The 13,371-nt window shown below is 67.6% G+C and carries 13 protein-coding genes and 1 pseudogene; 12 read left to right on the forward strand and 2 right to left on the reverse strand.

Annotated elements, in window-relative coordinates; all coding sequences use genetic code 11:
* Window positions 1-20: 20 nt before the first annotated feature.
* Window positions 21-995 (reverse strand): S1C family serine protease, encoded by a 975-nt coding sequence (locus BN1313_RS04635; protein ID WP_091737110.1) that lies wholly within the window; start codon window positions 993-995, stop codon window positions 21-23.
* Between the two features lie 172 nt (window positions 996-1,167).
* Between BN1313_RS04635 and BN1313_RS16480 the strand changes: the two genes are divergently transcribed.
* From BN1313_RS16480 to BN1313_RS04685, 11 genes and pseudogenes are all read left to right on the forward strand, one after another.
* Window positions 1,168-1,329 carry a hypothetical protein gene (locus tag BN1313_RS16480; protein WP_176695889.1) on the forward strand — a complete coding sequence of 54 codons (162 nt, stop codon included), beginning with the start codon at window positions 1,168-1,170 and terminating at the stop codon, window positions 1,327-1,329.
* A gap of 93 nt (window positions 1,330-1,422) precedes the next feature.
* Window positions 1,423-1,758, forward strand: a complete 336-nt coding sequence (locus BN1313_RS04640) for a DMT family transporter (RefSeq protein ID WP_176695890.1) — start codon at window positions 1,423-1,425, stop codon at window positions 1,756-1,758.
* Between the two features lie 97 nt (window positions 1,759-1,855).
* Window positions 1,856-2,245: a YciI family protein gene (locus BN1313_RS04645; RefSeq protein WP_091737116.1), complete on the forward strand. Its 390-nt coding sequence runs from the start codon at window positions 1,856-1,858 to the stop codon at window positions 2,243-2,245.
* A complete protein-coding gene (locus BN1313_RS04650; RefSeq protein WP_091737119.1) occupies window positions 2,242-3,552 on the forward strand; it encodes an RNA polymerase sigma factor in 1,311 nt (436 codons plus the stop codon). The genes BN1313_RS04645 and BN1313_RS04650 overlap by 4 nt, the downstream gene beginning before the upstream one ends.
* The gene (locus BN1313_RS04655; protein WP_091737122.1) at window positions 3,549-3,980 is read left to right on the forward strand and encodes a VOC family protein; all 432 of its coding nucleotides are present in this window, start codon (window positions 3,549-3,551) and stop codon (window positions 3,978-3,980) included. Before BN1313_RS04650 ends, BN1313_RS04655 begins: the two co-directional genes overlap by 4 nt.
* 40 nt (window positions 3,981-4,020) lie before the next feature.
* Complete coding sequence (locus BN1313_RS04660; protein ID WP_091737125.1) at window positions 4,021-4,878, forward strand: TIGR01459 family HAD-type hydrolase; 858 nt, start codon at window positions 4,021-4,023, stop codon at window positions 4,876-4,878.
* 41 nt (window positions 4,879-4,919) lie between these two features.
* A pseudogene (locus BN1313_RS04665) lies at window positions 4,920-5,344 on the forward strand (MaoC family dehydratase).
* Entirely contained in the window at window positions 5,341-6,285 is a 945-nt protein-coding gene (locus BN1313_RS04670; protein ID WP_091737128.1) for a bifunctional riboflavin kinase/FAD synthetase, read from the forward strand. The pseudogene BN1313_RS04665 and the gene BN1313_RS04670 overlap by 4 nt, the downstream one beginning before the upstream one ends.
* A 145-nt stretch (window positions 6,286-6,430) precedes the next feature.
* Window positions 6,431-9,355: an isoleucine--tRNA ligase gene (gene ileS, locus BN1313_RS04675; RefSeq protein ID WP_091742327.1), complete on the forward strand. Its 2,925-nt coding sequence runs from the start codon at window positions 6,431-6,433 to the stop codon at window positions 9,353-9,355.
* 62 nt (window positions 9,356-9,417) lie between these two features.
* Window positions 9,418-9,855, forward strand: coding sequence for a signal peptidase II (gene lspA, locus BN1313_RS04680; protein ID WP_091742330.1), 438 nt, complete (start codon window positions 9,418-9,420; stop codon window positions 9,853-9,855).
* A 90-nt stretch (window positions 9,856-9,945) separates the two neighbouring features.
* Window positions 9,946-10,497 carry a DUF3035 domain-containing protein gene (locus BN1313_RS04685; RefSeq protein ID WP_091737131.1) on the forward strand — a complete coding sequence of 184 codons (552 nt, stop codon included), beginning with the start codon at window positions 9,946-9,948 and terminating at the stop codon, window positions 10,495-10,497.
* Here the strand turns inward: BN1313_RS04685 and BN1313_RS04690 are convergent.
* Window positions 10,494-11,462 (reverse strand): TraB/GumN family protein, encoded by a 969-nt coding sequence (locus tag BN1313_RS04690; protein ID WP_091737134.1) that lies wholly within the window; start codon window positions 11,460-11,462, stop codon window positions 10,494-10,496. The genes BN1313_RS04685 and BN1313_RS04690 overlap by 4 nt on opposite strands.
* Before the next feature lie 38 nt (window positions 11,463-11,500).
* Between BN1313_RS04690 and mutL the strand changes: the two genes are divergently transcribed.
* The gene (gene mutL, locus BN1313_RS04695) at window positions 11,501-13,360 is read left to right on the forward strand and encodes a DNA mismatch repair endonuclease MutL (RefSeq protein WP_091737137.1); all 1,860 of its coding nucleotides are present in this window, start codon (window positions 11,501-11,503) and stop codon (window positions 13,358-13,360) included.
* The last annotated feature ends 11 nt before the right edge of the window (window positions 13,361-13,371 follow it).

Here is a 13,371-nt window from a genome sequence, read left to right on the forward strand (position 1 = left end):
GACGACGCCCGCGGGCGTCGTCAGTTGAACCGGGGCTTGCGCATCAGTGAGGTCCGGTCGGCCGAGCGTATCTCGACATCGAAGACATCGCCTTCGCGTTGCAAGGTCAGCGGCACCCGTACGCCGGCCGGGCCCTGGGCCCAAAGTCGGGTGTAGAAGTCCGCCAGATCGCTCACCGCCACACCATCGACGGCCAGGATGAGATCGCCCTGGCGAAGTTCGGCGCGCGAGGCCGGACCGCCCGGGGTCACGCTGGTGATGACCACATGGTCGCTGGTCTCGCCGCTGATTACGCCCAGCCAAGGACGCGGCGGATGCGGCGCACGGCCCTGAGCCAGAGCGTCCAGGATCGGCGGCAGGAGATCGGTGGGCACGAACATGTTGAGCTGGCTGACGCCGCGCCGGCGCCGGCGCTGCAGGCTCAGCGAGCCGATGCCGAGCAGGTCCCCGCCGGCGCCGATCAGGGCCGCGCCGCTCCAGTGCGGGTGCGCGGGCTCCGTCATGATCGCGTCGTCCAGCATATATTCCCAGTAACCGGCGAAGGGCATGCGCGTCAGGACCTGGCCTACCGAGGCGTGGGCCACGCCGCCGCCGCCAGCGATGATCACGGGGCTGCCGTCGGTCAGGCCCTCGGAATCGCCCAGCTGCAGGGCGGGCAGATCCAAGGGCTCCAGCGCCTGGACAAGGCCGAGGCCCGAGACCGGATCCACGCCGAGGGCGTGGGCGTCGACGCGGCGGCCGTCATTGGTGGTGAGGGTGATCTGCTGCGCCTCGTTGATGAGATAGCCGATGGTCAGGACCAGACCGTTCGTGCCGATGACGGCGCCATTGCCCAGCCGCTCCGTGCCGAGCGTCCGGGCGGTGAAGGCGTCCGCGGGCGCCGTGGCTTCCAGCGCCACGACGGCGGACAATGTTCGGTCCAGATCAAAGCCCCAGCGCTCCGCCGAGGGACGCAGTTCAGCCTCGACCTCATAGCCATCGAACGGTGAACTCAAGCCAAGCTCCTCTTTAATCGCGCGTTCGCCGAAGGCTCTGCGCCCAAAGTCACCCCGGCATCAAGGGTTCCGCGTCATTTCTGGCGACTGTCCCGACGACGCAGGCGGAACACTCGCCGCGCTTAAGCTTTAGCGTCCTATCGCGGCCTTGGCCGCTCAAGGGGCTGACCAAATGTCTATTCTCATCTTCGCCGTCATCGTTCTGATCGTTGCGGCCCTTATCGCCTGGGCCGTGCAGAAGTTGCCTCTGCCCTCGCCGTTCGGCCTGATCATCCAGGCGCTGATCCTCATCATCGCCGCGGTGGTGATCGCGCAGCGCGCGGGGCTGTTCTAAGGCACGCGACACGGCGCCGCCGCCAGCGACAGGGCTGGCGGCGGACCGGCTTTAAATGGTATAGGAATATGCCATTCGTGTCGGGGGACCGTCTTGCCAGCCATTAGCGCCTCTGCGACCGCGATGTTCGCGGCCTCCATCGTTCTGCAGGTGACGGCTCTGTATTTCCTGCCGCTCACCAACGGGTTTGCGAACCTGCGTCCGACCCTGATGCTGCTTCTGTGCTTCGGCCTCTCGTTCTACCTCTTCTCGCGTCTGGTCGCGGCGGGAGTCCAGATGAGCGTGCTTCTGCCGGCCTCTGCGGCGCTTGTTCCGCTGGGCGCGATCTTCTTGGGGGTCGTCGTCTATGGCGAGGCCGCGCCTTTGCCCAAGATCGGCTTACTTTGTCTCTCCGCCGCGATCATCGCCGGCGCCAGCATGTTGAAGTGAGCACGCGCCGGCGCCTCGTGCGGCGGCGATTATCTTTCACGGCTTTGTCGGGCCTTGGCATAGTCCCTCGTCCTAAGACGGAAGAGGGAAGGCCCCCATGCTCTACGCCATGCTCTGCTATAACGACGAAGACGTCGTCTGGTCCTGGACCAAGGCGCAGGATGACGCGGTCATGGACCGCTTGCAGGTCATCCATGAGCGACTGACCGCCGAGGGCAAGCTGGGCCCGTCCCTTCGCCTGCTGCCGACCACGGCGGCGGCGACGCTTCGCAAGTCCGACGGCGTTGTGATCGACGGCCCTTACGCAGAGACCAAGGAGCAGCTTCTCGGATTCTATATCGTCGACTGCGCCAACCTCGAGGAAGCCTTGGACATCGCGCGCGAACTGACGATCGCCAATCCTGGCGGCGCCTATGAGATCCGGCCCATACACCTCTATCTGCCGGGCGCGACGATCGCCGATGCGGCCTCCGCAGGCGGGGCGTGACCGAACTCGCGTGGATCGATGCGGCGCTGACGGTCGCCCGACCCCAGGCGATCGGCGCCCTTCTACGTTATTTCCGTGATCTCGATACGGCGGAGGAGGCCTTCCAGGAGGCGAGCCTGCGCGCCTTGAGGGCTTGGCCGAAAAACGGGCCGCCACGCGATCCGACGGCCTGGCTGATCCTGGTCGGCCGCAACGCCGCCCTGGACGGGGTGCGCAAGAAGGCCCGCGAGACCGACCTGCCTGACGAGGGCGTGCTCTCAGACCTTGAAGACGTCGAGGCGCCGCTGGCCGAGCGGCTGGATGGTTCGCAGTACCGCGATGACGTCCTGCGACTCCTGTTCATCTGCTGCCATCCCGACTTGCCGGCGACCCAGCAGATTGCGCTGGCCCTGCGGATCGTCTCGGGGCTTTCGGTCAAGCAGATCGCGCGGGCCTTCCTGGTCTCCGAGGCGGCCATGGAGCAGCGGATCACCCGGGCGAAGGCGCGCATCGCCAAGGCGGAGGTCGCCTTTCAGGCGCCGGGCGCGGTCGAACGGTCCGAGCGTCTCGCCGCGGTGGCGGCCATGATCTACCTGGTCTTCAACGAGGGCTATTCGGCCGGAGGGAGCTCCACGCGCGGCCAGCTCAGCGAGGAGGCGATCCGGCTGGGACGCCTGCTGCTCAGGCTATTTCCCACCGAAGCCGAGGTCATGGGCCTTTGCGCCCTGATGCTCATTCAGCATTCGCGGATGGCGGCGCGCTTCGATGCGGCCGGCGAGGCCATCCTCCTGGATGATCAGGATCGAGGGCTTTGGGACCACAAGGCCATCACCGAGGGACTGGCTTTGATCGATAAGGCCATGCGCCACCGCCGCCCTGGCGCGTATCAGGTGCAGGCCGCGATCGCCGCCCTGCACGCCCGCGCCACGGCTCCGGCGATGACGGATTGGTCGCAGATCGAGCGGCTTTACGCGACCCTTGCGATCATCCAGCCCTCACCGGTTGTGACCCTGAATCGCGCCGTCGCCCTGTCGCGGGCTGAGGGGCCCGCCGAAGCCCTCGCCTTGATCACGCCGCTCGAAGAGCGGCTGTCGGGCTATTTCCATTTCTTCGGCGCGAAGGGCGCGTTTCTCTTGGAGCTCGGCCGCGACCGCGAGGCGGCGGAGGCCTTCGACCGGGCGATCGCGCTAGCGAACACCCCGGCGGAGGCCGCCCATATTCGCGGCCGCCTGGACCGCATCCGCGCTGAGGCGAAAGACAAGCTGGGCGGTGTCGGCCCGACCGTGTCTCCAGCGTCCTCAGAGCAGCAACAGGGAGAGATCCGATGAGCGAGACTGGGAACCAAACCTACGAAAAAATGCCGCCGGTCGAGGTGAAGGGCGGGATCGTCGCCTACCTGCAGGTTCGCGGCGCCATCAAGGCCGCGCAGTTCTACCAGAAGGCCTTCGGGGCTGAGCTGGCTGGCCAATACGATCCCGATGAACAGGGCCGCACCATGCACGTCCACCTGTACATCAACGGCTCGTCCATGATGCTGAGCGACGCCTATCCGGAGCATGGCGTCCCCGAGGTCGATCCCCAGGGCTATTCGATCATGATCCCGGTGGACGACATCAAGCCCTGGTGGGATCGCGCCGTCGCTGCGGGTTGCGATGTGGTGACGCCCTATCAGCAGATGTTCTGGGGCGACGTCTACGGCCAACTCAAAGACCCGTACGGGGTCAGCTGGGCGATGAATCAACAAGCCGAAGCTTAGGGTTTGACCTTGCAGGACGGCGCGGCTACCGCCGCCCGTCATGGAACAGATCGCCGGCCTTTCCGACCTCGCCGACCGTTACGACGTCCTGCTTTGTGACGTTTGGGGCGTCGTCCACAATGGCCGCGAATGCTTTCCCGTCGCCTGCGAGGCGCTGGCGCGCTGGCGCGCGGAGGTGGGCCCGGTGGTGCTGATCACCAACGCGCCGCGCCCCCATGGGCCAATCATCGAGCAGTTGGACAGCCTGGCGGTGCCTCGCGCCGCCTGGAGCGAAATCGTCACCTCGGGCGATGCGACCCGCGTCCTTATCGCTAGTCGCGCGCCCGGCCCGGCCTGGACCATCGGCACAGAGCGTGACGCCGTGCTTTACGCCGGCCTCGGCCTCCGCGAGCAGCTTGATCCGGAGGGCGCCCAGTTCATCGCCATCACGGGGCCGTATGACGACGATGTCGAGACCCCCGAAGACTACCGCGGGCGCCTGACAGCCGCTGCGGCGCAGGGCTTGCCGATGATCTGCGCCAACCCGGACATCGTCGTCCATAAGGGCGAGAAGCTGATCTACTGCGCGGGCGCTGTGGCGCAGCTTTATGAAACGCTGGGTGGAAAGGTGGTGATGGCGGGCAAGCCGCACGCGGCGATCTACGATCTGGCCATGGCGAAGGCGCAGGGGCTGCTGGGCGGGCCGCTAGATCCGGCGAGGGTGCTCTGCGTCGGCGACGGCCTGGCTACGGACGTCAAGGGCGCCAACGACCAAGGCCTCGACGTCCTGTTTGTCGCCAGCGGGATCCATGGCGCCGAGACCATCACCGCCGCCGGCCTGGATCAGGCCGCCACTGAGGCCCTACTCGCTCGCGAAGGCCGTACCGCCACCTGGGCCATCGCCGACCTGATCTGGTGAGCAGCCGCCAACCTCGCTAATAGGCGCTAAAGGGAGAGAGCGTGCCGGGATTCTATCTGGAAGACTTGAGCGTCGGTCAGAGCGCTGAAATGGTTCACGTCGTGACCGACGGAGATTTGCGCGCCTTCGCCGCGGTCTCTGGCGACGACAATCCCGTTCACCTCGATGACGCCTTCGCCGCGACAACCGCCTTTGGCGGCAGGGTCGCTCACGGCATGTTGGGCGGCGCCTACTCTCAGCCGTCCTGGGAACGAAGCTGCCAGGGCCCGGCGCGATCTATGTTTCGCAATCGCTGAAGTTTCGTCGTCCCATCCGCATCGGCGATGAAGTGACCACCCGGGCGATCATCAGCGCCATCGATCGCCGGGGTTTCGTCACCCTGCACACCGAATGCCTTGTGGGCGGCAAGGTCGCCGTACAGGGCGAGGCGGTTGTTCAGGCCCCACGTCGGCCCGCGGCGGCATGACCGGCCTGTCCGTCATTCGGGGCTGGAAGGGCCTTCGCGCGGATCAAATGGGCGCCTCCATCGCCATGGGCTCCTTTGATGGCGTCCATCGTGGTCATCAGCAGGTGATCGCCATCGCGGCGCGCGCTTCGCGCGCCCTAGGCGCGCCGCTGGGCGTCATCACCTTCGATCCGCACCCGCGCGATTATTTCCGGCCGGGCGACCCCAGCTTCCACTTGATGACGCCGGCGCAGCAGGCCCGCGCCTTCGCCGCCCTTGGTGTTGAGCGGCTCTACATCCTGCCGATGGACGCCGAGTTGGCCGACATGTCCGATCACGCCTTCGCCGAGCAGGTGCTGCTGCGCGGCCTGGGCGCGCGGCACATCACAGTCGGGTTCGACAACACCTTCGGCAAGGGGCGGACTGGAACTCCAGACGCCATGGCGCGATACGGCGTCGAACTCGGCTTCGGCGTCTCGATCGCCGAGGCTGTGGGCGACGATCACGGCAAGTTCTCGTCCACCGAGGTGCGGAAGGCCTTGCGCGTCGGCCGGCCGGAAGACGCCACGGCGATCCTGGGGCGGCCGTTCGCGATCGAAGGCGTCGTGGAAAAGGGCCGGCAACTTGGCCGGACGCTGGGGTTTCCGACGGCCAACGTGGCGCTCGGCGCCTATGTGCGGCCCCGTTACGGGGTCTACGCCACGCGCACCCGCCTGGCGGACGGACGTGAAATTCCCGGCGTCGCCAGCATCGGCGTCAATCCGACCGTGGGCGAGGTCGAGGCGCGCGTGGAGGTCTGGCTTTTCGACTTCGACGAGGACCTTTATGGCCAGACGATCGAAACCGATCTGATCGCCTTCCTGCGCCCTGAGGCGAAGTTTGAGGGCTTGGAGGCGCTGACCGCCCAAGTCATGGCCGACGCCGCGGCCGCCCGCGCGATCGTCGCGCCGCCGTTCGACTAGCCTTCAGTTCTGCGCTCGCCTCTGTTACAGCCTGCCGATATGACCCCGCCTCGGAAGAACGCGCGAATTATTCGCCCGGCGTGACGCCGCGACGGCGCGCGCCGGGTCAGACTCCGCACCCCTTCCGACACGCTGGATGCTCTCCATGGCCGATGACGCCGATCTCCCCTCGCGCGATTACCGCGAAACCGTCTTCCTTCCCGACACCGCCTTCCCAATGCGCGCGGGCCTGCCGCAGAAGGAGCCCGTGATCCTCGAGGCCTGGGCCGAGGCCGACCTCTACCAGACGGTGCGCAAGGCCCGGCAGGCGGCCAACGCGCCGCTGTTCGTGCTCCATGACGGGCCGCCCTACGCCAATGGCGCGATCCATATCGGCCACGCCCTCAATAAGGTGCTGAAGGATTTTATCGTCCGCTCGCGCTTCGCCCTGGGCTACGACGTCGACTATGTGCCCGGCTGGGACTGCCACGGCCTGCCGATCGAGTGGAAGATCGAGGAACAGTACCGGGCGAAGGGGCGGCGCAAGGACGATGTGCCGGTGGGCGAGTTCCGCGCCGAATGCCGCGCCTACGCCGCACACTGGCTTGGCGAACAGATGCGCGAATTCAAGCGTCTGGGCGTACTGGGCGACTGGGAAAACCGGTACGCCACCATGGACTTTGCGAGCGAGGCGGCGATCGTCGCGGAGTTCCACAAGTTCGCGGCCTCCGGCCAGCTCTATCGCGGCTCAAAACCCGTGATGTGGAGCCCGGTGGAGCGCACGGCGCTGGCCGACGCTGAAGTCGAGTACCACGACCATGTCAGCCCGGCGATCTGGGTGAAGTTCCCGGTCGTTGAAGGGGCCGATGCAGCCCTGGGGGCCAGCGTCGTGATCTGGACGACCACCCCCTGGACGATACCGGCCAACCGCGCCGTCTCGTACAACGAGCAGATCGATTACGCGGTCTATGAGGTCGAGGCGATGGAGACGGGCTTGGAGTTCGCCCCCTGGTCGGCGGTGGGCGATCGCCTGATCGTCGCCGAGCGCCTGGCCGACGAGGTCTTCAAGGCCGCTAAGATCGCGGAGGCCCGCAAGGTCGAGGCCGTCGATCCGTCCGGCATGGTGCTGGAGCATCCGCTGGCGGCCTTGGACAGCCACTACGGCTTCACTGTCCCGCTGCTGGCCGGCGACCACGTCACCGACGACGCCGGCACAGGATTTGTCCACACCGCCCCAGGCCATGGCGCGGACGACTACCTGGTCTGGTTGGCCCACGGCCATCGCGAAATCCCGGAAACCGTCGATCCGGACGGCGCCTACTATCCGCATGTGGCGTTGTTCGCTGGCCTGAAAGTGCTGGAGACCGAAGGCAAGAAGCTGGGCAAGTTTGGCCCGGCCAACGGCGCGGTCATGGAGCGGTTGATCGAGGCCGGCCGGCTCTTGGCGCGTGGCCGGGTCGAGCACTCCTATCCTCACTCGTGGCGTTCCAAGGCGCCGGTGATCTTCCGCAACACGCCGCAGTGGTTCATCCAGATGGACCTGCCGCTCGACGACACCGCCCATGGCGGCCGCACTTTGCGCGAAACCGCGTTGGAGGCGATCGACGCCACCGCCTTCTATCCGGCGACGGGCCGCAACCGCATCCGCGCGATGGTGGAAAGCCGCCCCGACTGGCTCATCAGCCGCCAGCGCGCCTGGGGTTCGCCGCTGGCCATGTTTGTCGACAAGGACACTGGCCAGCCGCTGGTCGATCCTGACGTCAATGTCCGCATTGTCGACATCATCGCCGCCGAGGGCGCCGACGCCTGGTATGTGCGTCCCGCTGAAGACTTCCTGGGGGGGCGCGACCCGGCTCGCTATGAAAAGGTCGAAGACGTGCTCGACGTCTGGTTCGACTCCGGCTCGACCCACGCCTTCGTCCTGGAGCAGCGCCAGAGTACGGCGACCCGTAGCCCCGCCGATCTCTACATTGAAGGCTCCGACCAGCACCGCGGCTGGTTCCAGTCGTCCCTGCTGGAGAGCGCCGGCACCCGCGGCCGCGCGCCCTACCAGGGTGTGCTGACCCACGGCTTCACCCTCGACGAAAAGGGGGAGAAGATGTCGAAGTCCAAGGGCAACACCACCGATCCGCAGAGCGTGATCAAGGATTCAGGCGCAGAGATTCTGCGCCTGTGGGTGGCGATGATCGACTATTCGGACGACACCCGGATCGGCAAGACGATCCTGGCCACCACCACCGACGCCTACCGCAAGCTGCGCAACACCGTCCGCTATCTGCTGGGCGCTCTGGCCGGTTTCGAGGAGGCCGAGCGCGTGGCGCTTGAGGACATGCCGCCTCTGGAACGGTTCATCCTGCACCGCCTGTGGGAGCTCGATGGCTTTGTCCGCGAATCTTTCGAACGGTACGATTTCCAGAGCGTCACGCGGGCTTTAACCGAGTTCTGCCAGGACGAGCTGTCGTCGCTATTCTTCGATATCCGTCGCGACGCCCTCTATTGCGACCGGCCTGACAGCCTGCGCCGACGCGCGGCGCGCACGGTGATGGACCTTGTGTTCGAGCGGCTGACGGTCTGGGCCTCGCCGCTGCTGTCCTTCACCATGGAGGAGGCCTGGACGCTGCGATTCCCCGACGCCGGCTCCAATGTCCTGCGCGTGTTCCCGAATACGCCGGGCCAGTGGCGCAATGACGCCGAAGCTGCGCGCTGGGCCAAGGTGCAGACCGTGACCCGTGCGGTCACCGGGGCGCTGGAGGTCGAACGCCGCGAGAAGCGCATGGGTGCGGCCCTGGAGGCTGCTCCGGTGGTGCATATCGCCGACGCCGACCTGCGGGCCGCCTTCGGCGGCTTGGACGCCGCGGAGGTGTTTCGCACCAGCCAGGCGACCCTGGTCGCCGACGAGGGTCCGGCCGACGCCTTCCGTATCCCTGAAGCGCCCGGCGTGGCCGTCCAACCTGTGAAGGCCGAGGGCGCAAAGTGCGCGCGGTCTTGGCGGATCCTGCCGGAAGTGGGGTCCGATCCCCGCTATCCGGACCTGTCGTTGCGCGACGCGGACGCCGTCGCAGCGTGGGACGCGAAGGCTGCTGCGGCGTGAACGCTGTCCCGCGCGCCTGGGCGACGCCACGCGGCCTGGCCGCGCTTGCGATCGCCGCCGCGATGATCGTCCTCGACCAGGCCAGCAAGGCGTGGATTCTCTATGGGCTGGACTTGCCGGACCTGGGGAGCGTCGCGCTGTTCTGGCCTTTGCGGTTGACCATGGTCTGGAACCAGGGCGTCAGCTTCGGTCTGCTGCAGGCTGGCCACGACGCCGTACGGTGGGCGCTCTTCGCCTTTTCGCTTGGGGTCGCCGGCGTACTGGCGGCCTGGGCGCTGAAGGCGACACGATGGCTCACCACGGTGGGCCTGGGTCTGGTGATCGGCGGGGCGGTCGGCAACGCCATCGATCGCGCACGATTCGCCGCCGTGGTGGACTTCATCGACGTCCAGCAGATCGGCTTCTTCCCGTGGATTTTCAATATCGCCGACAGCGCCATCACCGTAGGCGTCTGCTTCCTGCTTTGGGACAGCCTTAGAAAAGACAAGCCGCAAGCCTGACTAGAGCGCGACGTTGGCGCAGGGTCGCGATTGCGCTATTGCCGAAGACAAGATGTAGCCGGGGGCGGCTGAAGGAGCTTTTGGAAGTTGATGAGCGTCAATCGGATCATCCTCGCCTCGGTGCTCGTGGCCCCGTTGGCGCTCGGCGCCTGCCAATCGACCCGCAGCGCGCTGGGCATGAACAAGGTGACCCCGGACGAGTTCCGGGTGGTTTCCAAGGCGCCTCTGGTGGTGCCGCCCGACTTCTCCCTGCGGCCGCCGGCGCCGGGCAAGCCGCGCCCGCAGGAGCTTCAGCCTGAAAGCGCCGCCCGCGCCGCCCTGATGGGTCAACGCGCCAGTGAAGACCGCACCGACGGCGAGAAGATGCTGGTGGCTAAGGCCGGCGCCGACAAGGCCGATCCGCTGATCCGCTATGTCGTCGACGACGAATTCGGCGACGTCGCCCACAAGGACAAGAGCTTCGCCGATCGCGTGATGTTCTGGCGCGCCGACGGCGCTCCGGCCGTCGCTTCAGCCGGCTCTGACACGCCGGCGCCCGTGGATGCGGCCGCCGAACAGGCGCGCGTCGAGGCCCTGACCGGCGGCAAGCCGGTGGTTATCTCCCGCGGCGGCGGCGGCAAGATCAAACTTCCTGGCCTCTAGGACGCCGGCTCGATCGTCTCGCCTGGCGTTGTGACCTCCAGGCCTTTCGCGCGCAGTTGATCCAGTACGCCGCCCTGCGCCAGCAGGGGGCGTAGCGGCACGAGCGCGATCGCCGAGCCAGGGGTGGCCAGGGCCGCCTCGATGGCCGCCGCCGTGTCGCGCTTGACCCGGGCGTCGAGCGCCTGGGCGCCGGGCACGAAAGCGATGCAGCGCTCGAATGTCCGCTCATTGTCGAGCGCGGCGCGGACGTCGCCTGCGGCCCAGGCGCGCGCCGCCTGGCGCGTCACCTCAGGCCCGGCTTCGATCTGGGCGATCACCTCGTTCAGGCAGGCGCGCCCGGCGGCGTCGGGCGTGCGGATGATCGCCCCAAGCTGCGGGCCGAGATCATAGCTCTTCTCCACGATCGGCTTTCCGGCCTGATGCGCCAGAAGCTTGATCAACTTGGTGGGGTCGGTCGTGGTGAGCTCGAAATGCTCGCGGTAGTCAGTCGACATCATCAGGCCGGCAGCAAGAGGGTGGTGGGTGCGATAGCGCTTGGCGGGTTGAGCGATCTGCTCGCGCGCCGCGGCGAAACGGCGTCGGCCTTCGGCGTCCATGCGCTCTTCATAGGGCTGGGATGAACGCAGACGCAGGTAGTTCACCCCAGCGCCCAGAGCCCCGAGGGTTTTCACCCGAAAATTCTCGAAGGGCAGGATGACCACCCTGGCCTTCGCCAGTCGTCGGTCGAACACCGTCCTGTCCCATTGCATGCGCTTAGGGGCGAGGCTGGGGACGCCCAGGACGTAGGCCGTCGCTGATCCGTTCGAGACGGTCCACCAGGCGGGGCCGGGATCGGCGGCGGTGACCACCAATTCCTCGACCAGGGCCTCGTTCGGATCCGCCGGCGCCAGCGGGATCTGGGCGGCGGCTGGCTGGCCCAGCAGCCAAGCCCAAAGCAGCAATGCGGCGACGCGACGCTTAACCATGTTTCGCCCTATAGTCCGACTCAAGGACCGCTCCAGCCATGCCGATTCGCCGCCTTCCCCCTGAGACCGTCAACCGCATCGCCGCTGGCGAAGTGGTCGAGCGGCCGGCCAGCGCGGTCAAGGAGCTCGTCGAAAACGCCCTCGACGCGGGCGCGACCCGCGTGGAGGTGCAGGCCGACGGCGGAGGCCTGTCGCGCATCCTGGTGGCGGACGATGGCCAGGGTTTGGCGGCGGACGAACTGGCGCTGGCGGTGGAGCGGCACGCGACCTCGAAGCTCTCGCCAGACGCCGAGGGCGAATATGACCTGTTGCGGATCGCCACGCTCGGCTTCCGCGGCGAGGCCCTGCCGTCGATCGGCTCGGTGGCCAGGCTTGCGATCGCCAGCCGCGCGCGCGGGACCTCCGGCGCCTTCGCCATCCTTGTGGACGCCGGCGCTGTCGGCGCGGCCCATCCGGCGGCTTTTCCAGGGCCGCATGGAGCGCGGGTCGAGGTGCGCGACCTGTTCTACGCCACGCCGGCGCGGCTCAAGTTCATGAAGTCCGAACGGGCCGAGGCCCTGGCCATCACTGAGGAGCTGAAGCGCCAGGCCATGGCGCATGAGGACGCCGGCTTCTTCCTCGACCTGGATGGTCGCCGTGTCCTGAAATTGCCGGCCGAGACCAAGGGGCCGGAAGGCCGCTTGGCTCGCCTGTCGGCGATCATGGGCCGGGAGTTTTCCGACAACGCCGTCGCGCTGGACCAGGAACGCGAAGGCATCCGGCTGACGGGATTCGCCAGCCTGCCAACCTACAACCGCGGTAACGCGGCGCATCAGTATCTATTCGTCAACGGCCGCCCGGTGCGCGACCGCCTGTTGCAGGGCGCCTTGCGCGGCGCCTACGCCGATTTCCTGGCCCGCGACCGTCATCCTCTGGCGGCGCTTTATCTGGAGATCGATCCGACCCAGGTGGACGTCAACGTCCATCCCGCCAAGGCTGAAGTGCGTTTCCGCGATCCCGGTCTGGTGCGCGGCCTGATCATTGGCGCCCTGCGCCACGCCCTGGCGAGCGCCGGACATCGCGCATCGACAACGGTCGCCGGCGCGGCGCTGGGCGGCTTCCGCCCGGGCTACGCCGCGCCGCCGCCCGCCACGGGATTCTCCGCCTGGCGCCAGGGCGGCTGGGCGCCGCAACCCTCGGGCCAGTCGATCCCCGGCCTCACGGACGTCTCAGCCCGGGCTGAACCAAACTGGACTGAACCGGTCTGGCAGGCGAATTCGCTGGGGGACGCGGTGACCTACGCCGCCGAGGCCGTCCAACCGGCCTATGAAGCCCAGGACTTCCCCCTCGGCGCCGCCCGCGCCCAGGTGCACGAGACCTACATCGTCTCCCAGACCCGTGACGGCGTGGTGATCGTCGACCAGCACGCGGCGCATGAGCGGCTGGTCTATGAACGGATGAAGGCGCAGATGGCCGACGGCGGCGTGGCGCGCCAGGCGCTGCTGATCCCCGAAGTCGTCGAGCTGGATCCCGCCGAGGCCGAGCGGGTCGTCGGCCGGGCGGGCGAGCTGGCGGCCCTGGGTCTGGTCGTCGAGGCCTTTGGGCCCGGGGCGATCCTGGTGCGCGAGACACCGGCGCTGCTGGGCCAGACCGATGCGGCCGGCCTCATCCGCGACATCGCCGACGATCTGGCCGAGCATGACCAGGCGCTGGCGCTGAAGGAGCGGCTGGAGGACGTCTGCTCCACCATGGCCTGCCACGGCTCGGTGCGGGCGGGTCGCCGGCTCAGCGCGCCGGAGATGAACGCCCTGCTGCGCGAGATGGAGGTCACCCCTCATTCGGGCCAGTGCAACCACGGCCGGCCGACCTATGTCGAGTTGAAGCTCGCGGACATCGAGCGGCTCTTCGGTCGTCGCTGACAGGGCAACCC

It is taken from the genome of Phenylobacterium immobile (ATCC 35973), assembly GCF_001375595.1.
Classification (GTDB): domain Bacteria; phylum Pseudomonadota; class Alphaproteobacteria; order Caulobacterales; family Caulobacteraceae; genus Phenylobacterium; species Phenylobacterium immobile.

Excerpts from the sequence above, each read along its gene's own strand:
- ileS (WP_091742327.1), top strand. The coding sequence starts at position 6,431 with ATGGCCGATGACGCCGATCTCCCCTCGCGCGATTACCGCGAAACCGTC.
- BN1313_RS04660 (WP_091737125.1), top strand. The coding sequence starts at position 4,021 with ATGGAACAGATCGCCGGCCTTTCCGACCTCGCCGACCGTTACGACGTC.
- lspA (WP_091742330.1), top strand. The coding sequence starts at position 9,418 with ATGATCGTCCTCGACCAGGCCAGCAAGGCGTGGATTCTCTATGGGCTG.
- mutL (WP_091737137.1), top strand. The coding sequence starts at position 11,501 with ATGCCGATTCGCCGCCTTCCCCCTGAGACCGTCAACCGCATCGCCGCT.
- BN1313_RS04645 (WP_091737116.1), top strand. The coding sequence starts at position 1,856 with ATGCTCTACGCCATGCTCTGCTATAACGACGAAGACGTCGTCTGGTCC.
- BN1313_RS04685 (WP_091737131.1), top strand. The coding sequence starts at position 9,946 with ATGAGCGTCAATCGGATCATCCTCGCCTCGGTGCTCGTGGCCCCGTTG.
- BN1313_RS16480 (WP_176695889.1), top strand. The coding sequence starts at position 1,168 with ATGTCTATTCTCATCTTCGCCGTCATCGTTCTGATCGTTGCGGCCCTT.
- BN1313_RS04690 (WP_091737134.1), bottom strand. The coding sequence starts at position 11,462 with ATGGTTAAGCGTCGCGTCGCCGCATTGCTGCTTTGGGCTTGGCTGCTG.
- BN1313_RS04655 (WP_091737122.1), top strand. The coding sequence starts at position 3,549 with ATGAGCGAGACTGGGAACCAAACCTACGAAAAAATGCCGCCGGTCGAG.
- BN1313_RS04670 (WP_091737128.1), top strand. The coding sequence starts at position 5,341 with ATGACCGGCCTGTCCGTCATTCGGGGCTGGAAGGGCCTTCGCGCGGAT.